The sequence below is a fragment of the Photorhabdus cinerea genome, from assembly GCF_011189575.1.
Lineage (GTDB): Bacteria > Pseudomonadota > Gammaproteobacteria > Enterobacterales > Enterobacteriaceae > Photorhabdus > Photorhabdus cinerea.
Window position 1 is genome coordinate 1 of sequence record NZ_PUJW01000059.1, and the last position, 5921, is coordinate 5921.

Here is a 5921-nt window from a genome sequence, read left to right on the forward strand (position 1 = left end):
CTCGCTGGTGTTGCAGATTTCTGCATTGCGCGCGGCTGGGTGGCCTAAGGAAAATACAGAGGTATGTACCCGGTTTGCGGCGGATCTGGTCTCCGCAATGGGGGCTGTTGCTGAAACTTGTGAGCGGCTGTTGAACAATTTTCAGGTACTCAGGTTACAGCCTCTGCTGGGTTCTGTATTGGGGGAAAAGTTGCTGCTTAAGGTAATGGATAGGATTGGCTTTGTTGTGAAATTAGGCGGTTGGGCCGGGATAGTTGGGGTGTTATGGGACGGGTATCATGCAGTAGATGAGATATTTTTCAAAAAAAATAAAAGCCTGGGAATTGCCTATCTGGTCTCTGCAATAAGTGGAGGGCTGTTGGTTTTCTGTTCCTTGGGACCGGTAGGTATTGTTATTACCCTGCTGTTTTACTTTGGTGCCAATATCTATCTGGAAATGAAGAAGAAAAATGAGATCCAGAAATGGTTGATGGCTTGCTTGTGGCGCAAAATTCCGGCAGGTGAAGAGGATATTCCTGCTATCTGGCCCGATAGCAGAATGGAAATGGACGCTTTTAATAAATTAATGACTTCGGCGGAGGCGTAGTTATGCAATTAGATGGATTGTATATACCCTATAAATTGAATCGTTCGTTGACTCAGCAAGAGAAAGACGATCAATTTTATCAGGGAAAACCGACTAGAATAGAGGGAAAAGATGGTCGGTATATTGTTGATTACAATACAGTGATCCGTATGAACTCCACTTATATGGAAACGGTAGATAAAAACTATAGAGACAAGGGATTTATCAGTTCACTATCCGCGACGCTATTTTTTGGTTATTTAGGTATGGCCTTATTTTCTATTGGTTACACAATTTACCAATATATAAAAGGAGATCATGAAATACTGCTAAGTCTTTTGATTTTTTTACCTGCTGCTATATTTATTTTATATTTCAGTGGAAAGTTTACCTTAAAAGAGTGGTTTGCGACGACGCATTACCCAATTAGGTTTAACCGCAAAACTCAGATGATCCATGTCTACCGTTTTAATGGCACGGTATTATCGGTTCCTTGGAAAGAGGTATTTTTTACCCGGACAATAGGAAAAGGTAAGATGCAGGAATGGAGTATCTACGGTCATATTCTGGCAGACGATCAAGAAACGGTATTGGATACCTTTAGCCTTGGGCTTTCCGGCTTGAGGGAAATGATGCCGGGTTATTGGGAATTTATTCGCTGCTATATGGAAGAAGCGTGTTTACAGGAACAGGCGGATATTATCTTATTATGCCCTCCCATTGAGAAACGGAAAGAAAGCTATGTTTTTGGATTACAGTACCAAATACGGATAACTTCTCGTCTGGAATGGTTATTTGAGATTATACAATTACCTATAACCTTATTGACCAGTATCGCTCGCTATGTTGGTATGAAAACTAGCAAAATGCCGCAATGGCCTCAGGAAGTGAAAGAGGCTTGTCAGGTTGATCCTGATGATCCAATTAATGTCAGTGCCGCTAATAATCCCGTGCATTTATGGCGTTATATTTTGGCGAATCAGACGCGGGAAGAACGTCAGGCGTTATATGATCGTAAATCATCGGCACATACGCGTTTGCAAGAAAAAATTGCAATGGCTCATTCAACTTCGGCGGAGGAGTAATTATGCAATTAGATGGATTGTATATCCCTTATAAACTGAATCGTTCGTTGACTCAGCAAGAGAAAGACGATCAATTTTATCAGGGAAAACCGACTAGAATAGAGGGAAAAGATGGTCGGTATATTGTTGATTATAATACAGTGATCCGTATGAACTCCACTTATATGGAGACAGTAGATAAGAACTATAGAGAGAAGGGATTTATCAGTTCACTATCCGCGACTCTATTTTTTGGTTATTTAGGATTATCGTTATTTTTCACTGTTATTATGATTTCCCAGGGTTTCAATGGAAATTATGAGATCTTAGCTGGTTTTTTTATTTTTCAACTGGTTGCCATGTTTTTTTTATATTTCAGTGGCAAATTTATCTTGAAAGAGTGGTTTGCGACGACACACTACCCAATTCGCTTTAACCGCAAAACCCAAATGATCCATGTTTACCGTTTTAATGGCACGGTATTATCGGTTCCCTGGAAAGAGGTATTTTTTACCCGGACAATGGGGAAAGGTAAGATGCCGGAATGGAGTATCTACGGTCATATTCTGGCAGACGATCAGGTAACAGTATTAGAGACATTTAGTCTGGGGCTTTCTGGTTATTTGGAATTGATGTCGGGTTATTGGGAGTTTATTCGCTGTTATATGGAGGAGGAGTGTTTACAGGAGCAGGCGGATATTATCGCTTTATGTCCTCCCATTGAGAAACAGAAAGAAAGTTATATTTTTGGATTACAGTATCTGATGCTGATGGGTTCTCGTTTGGACTGGTTTTTTGGATGGATAATACTGCCAGTTGCTCTAATTACCAGTGTTGCCCGTTATATTGCGGTGCAGACCAGCAAAATACCGCAATGGCCTCAGGAGGTGGAAGAGGCTTGTCAGGTTGATCCTGATGACCCGATTAATGTCAGTGCCGCTAATAATCCCGTGCATTTATGGCGTTATGTGTTGGTGAATCAGACGCGGGAAGAACGTCGGGCATTATATGATCGTCAGTTATCAGCATATACCCGTTTGCAAGAGAAGATTGCAATGGCTCATTCATCTACGGATAAATAAAGGCAAGCATATGAACGAAATTATTGTTCCCGGTTTTGTTTTCAACGCGGCTATTTTTCCTGGAAAAAACCGACAAAGGTGTAATGATAGAAGAGGTTAAAGGTGAAAAGGTAAAAAACGAAAAGTAATTGTCTCATGCAGGGAGAATTGAAATTAACATTCAGTTAATCGCTCCTGCTCGCGTGAATGAAAGTATTGTGTAATACAAGAGAAACCGTAATTTTAATTAAAATGATTGATTGGAGTTCTTATGAAAAAGTTGAGTATCGTCCTTTGGTTAGGTTTGATTATTGATTTAATAGCTATCGGAGGATTTTTTTATTATTTGCAGTTACAGCAGACAGCTCTGGATAGTTTAACTTATCAGGATCAAGAGGCTCTTAAGGAGTTTTATCCTATTGCGAAACTGATAGTAATTGCTATTGCGATACAGATAGTCAGTGTATTATTGCTTTTTGTTCATAAAAAGCTGGCGCTTTTTTTGGCTATGTTGTCTGGTTGTATAACGCTTCCCTTGGGATGTATGTATGTAATCGGTTTTCTTATGAGTTATAATAACTTCCGTTTTGCTGAATTACAGACATTTGATTCAGTAAATAGAAAGCAACTTTCTCCCTACTTGTGTTTTCGTCAGGAACGTTTTTATATCACTACGGTCATATTAGGTGTGGCTGCTGTTGTGCAATTCAGTATTACCGCCTCAATGGGGATATTATTAGTTGTTGCTGCAATCGCGTCTGCCTTTAATGGTATTCGTCTGACTAATCGGCCTGTATTGGGTATTTATGGCGATCAATTGGTAATTACACCTTCTCTATTCAGTAAAACCTATCAGGTAAGTAGTAAACAGGTAACGATGAAGAGAAAAGGTAAAAATACGATTAGCTTTATTATCCAGACTGATTCATTGAAAGAAACTGTGAATATTAAGCTAAACCTTATTAAAACCACTGATGATGTTGGTGTTGAAGAAATTGAAAAGAAATTAACAAAACAAGGATCTTTATAATGAAAGGCATTATCCGTATTCACGATAAAACAACTCATGGCGGTCAGGTGCTGAGTGGTTCGCAAAAAATGAAATTCGGCGGTCTCGGTGTTGCACGTAAAACCGATCCGGTTTCCTGCCCGAAACACGGTAATACCACGATTATCGAAGGTCATCCCACGATAAAAGATAACGGCTTGCCGGTGGCCTTTCATGGTCACCGCTGTGGTTGTGGCTGCACGCTGATGACTTCTTTAAATAATGCAACAGTGAGTTAATTTATGCCTGTAGATATGAGTGCTATTCCCATACCGGCAGAGCGTAAGCCGGTGCCGATAATAAAACGTTGGCTAATTGCACTGATGATATTCATATCATTGGGTGGTTGCGCCACCGTTATGTACTGGCCCGTTGGTGTGCCAATTCACACCCCTTGGTTCTGGTGCTGTTTTCTGGTTTTCCCATTTTTGGCTTGGGCCGGTGTGTTTGGTATCAGGTGCTTGTGTTACCAGATCTGCCAGATATGGTCTGATAGTTGGGATTATGAGCGTGAGGTCTGTTTATATCAGGAGACACAACGCGGTCAGCGTTATTTAAATGTGCTGGCTCATGTGGTTGATCTTCCGCAAACAGTGATGACAGGTTCACTGGCGACTCAGTTAATGGCACAAAAGGTTGTATTACCTTCATGGGGGGATATGACTCATGGTCAAGTTGTGCGTCAGATACGTTTCGCTATGCCAGAACGTCCGAGCCGTGAGCTGCTTTACGAAAAAATGGCAGCGCTGTTAGCTGATGAGGCTCTGACCACTGCATTGCGTCAGTTATCTATTCATTATACGGTTTTCTCGTCGTTACAGATTGATGTGGGTTTAGATGCTGCGGAATATGAAGCTATCTGGCAGTCAGTCTGGGAAGCTTCGGGTATCCGTACTCCGTTATCAATATTGCCGGGCACGGGGTTAGCTATTATTGATAATTGGCTGGATACCTTCCACCATAATGCGGTTTTACTGATAGTGGCTATTCGGCTGGCGACAGAAGTGATGGACGGGCAGGGTGATACCGCCGTTGTGTTATTGCTGAATTCAACACCCGTTCGCCAATCTACTTTGTTCGTACCACAGCGTGAACCTATCTCTACGGTGCAAGCCACAATACACCGGCCCGAACTAACCCGGGGTGATGACATGAAATATGCATTGTCGCAGGCGTTACTGTGGGCTGATATTCCTTCCGAATCAATTCATCAACTGTGGTTCTCAGGTATGGGATGCGATAACCAGTCTCAGGCGATATTTACGCCATTAATTGATCAACTGCCCAATGTGGGAGAGCAGACTGAAAGGCAGTGTGATATTGACGTTCAAACCGGTTTCACCGGCATAGCTTCGCCTTGGTTAGCGGCTGCCGTCGCTATTGATGCCGTAACCAGCCAAAAGCAGGCGCAATTAGTTATGAGTACGCCTGCACTCGATAGACTTATTCCCTGGTTTATGGTGATTAAACCGGTGGAAACACAGGAGGCAGTATGAAGAAATATATGACGTTATTCTGGGGTATTTTGGGATTACCGCTGGTACTGATAACCGTCTGTAGCCTGATGATCTGGTTTAAGCCAGAGTGGTTAAACATACAAGGGCAGTCGTTATTTGAAAAGCAATTGGAATTTCAATGTTATGTATTGATTGCCAGTGTGCTGTTTTTTCTGATTTTTATTCTGATAACACGTTTGTTTATCCATGATGCACGTATCGCTTTTCGTTATTGGCGGCGCCAAAGTGAGGTTCCTGAAGCCGTATCTGCATCTCCTGAGTCTGACCCCATATTAAGAGAGCTGACCTACCATTTGCGTTGTCGTTACGGTTTTTTCTGGCGGTTTAAGGTGCGTATTTTAATGGTGATGGGCGAACCGGAACAAGTGGAAGCCATTGCCCCGGGATTGACGGCGCAACACTGGCTGGAAGGCGAGAGTCATCTGTTGCTGTGGGGGGGCAGTTTGCAGGTGACCCCCGATACCGCGCAGTTAAAGGCATTGCGTAAACTGCGTCGTCGCCGTCCACTGGATGGTGTGGTGTGGGTGATGACCGAGGAACAACTCAGCCCGCGGTCAGAAATAGATACCGCGTTGCGGATGCTGGAGAAACAGGGGCAACAGCTTGGCTGGCAGGCGCCGGTGTATGTGTGGAATGTGCAATGCAGCCGCTGGGACCAGCGCGACC

General features: G+C 42.8%; 5 protein-coding genes and 2 pseudogenes. All 7 read left to right on the forward strand.

The features are described 5' to 3' along the window. Positions 1–586: pseudogene (locus tag C5469_RS21910) on the forward strand (hypothetical protein); the annotation flags it as partial. A 2-nt stretch (positions 587–588) separates the two neighbouring features. Continuing rightward, a complete protein-coding gene (locus C5469_RS21915; protein ID WP_166310730.1) occupies positions 589–1650 on the forward strand; it encodes a DUF6708 domain-containing protein in 1062 nt (353 codons plus the stop codon). Positions 1651–1652: 2 nt separating this feature from the next. Next, entirely contained in the window at positions 1653–2711 is a 1059-nt protein-coding gene (locus tag C5469_RS21920) for a DUF6708 domain-containing protein (RefSeq protein WP_166310732.1), read from the forward strand. 250 nt (positions 2712–2961) lie between these two features. Next, positions 2962–3720, forward strand: a complete 759-nt coding sequence (locus C5469_RS21925; protein ID WP_166310734.1) for a hypothetical protein — start codon at positions 2962–2964, stop codon at positions 3718–3720. Next, positions 3720–3977: a PAAR domain-containing protein gene (locus C5469_RS21930; protein WP_065824130.1), complete on the forward strand. Its 258-nt coding sequence runs from the start codon at positions 3720–3722 to the stop codon at positions 3975–3977. The genes C5469_RS21925 and C5469_RS21930 overlap by 1 nt, the downstream gene beginning before the upstream one ends. Before the next feature lie 3 nt (positions 3978–3980). Then, positions 3981–5234 carry a hypothetical protein gene (locus tag C5469_RS21935; RefSeq protein WP_166310736.1) on the forward strand — a complete coding sequence of 418 codons (1254 nt, stop codon included), beginning with the start codon at positions 3981–3983 and terminating at the stop codon, positions 5232–5234. Next, positions 5231–5921: pseudogene (locus tag C5469_RS23880) on the forward strand (ImcF-related family protein); the annotation flags it as partial. The gene C5469_RS21935 and the pseudogene C5469_RS23880, both read left to right, overlap by 4 nt.

Excerpts from the sequence above, each read along its gene's own strand:
- C5469_RS21915 (WP_166310730.1), top strand. The coding sequence starts at position 589 with ATGCAATTAGATGGATTGTATATACCCTATAAATTGAATCGTTCGTTG.
- C5469_RS21920 (WP_166310732.1), top strand. The coding sequence starts at position 1,653 with ATGCAATTAGATGGATTGTATATCCCTTATAAACTGAATCGTTCGTTG.
- C5469_RS21925 (WP_166310734.1), top strand. The coding sequence starts at position 2,962 with ATGAAAAAGTTGAGTATCGTCCTTTGGTTAGGTTTGATTATTGATTTA.
- C5469_RS21930 (WP_065824130.1), top strand. The coding sequence starts at position 3,720 with ATGAAAGGCATTATCCGTATTCACGATAAAACAACTCATGGCGGTCAG.
- C5469_RS21935 (WP_166310736.1), top strand. The coding sequence starts at position 3,981 with ATGCCTGTAGATATGAGTGCTATTCCCATACCGGCAGAGCGTAAGCCG.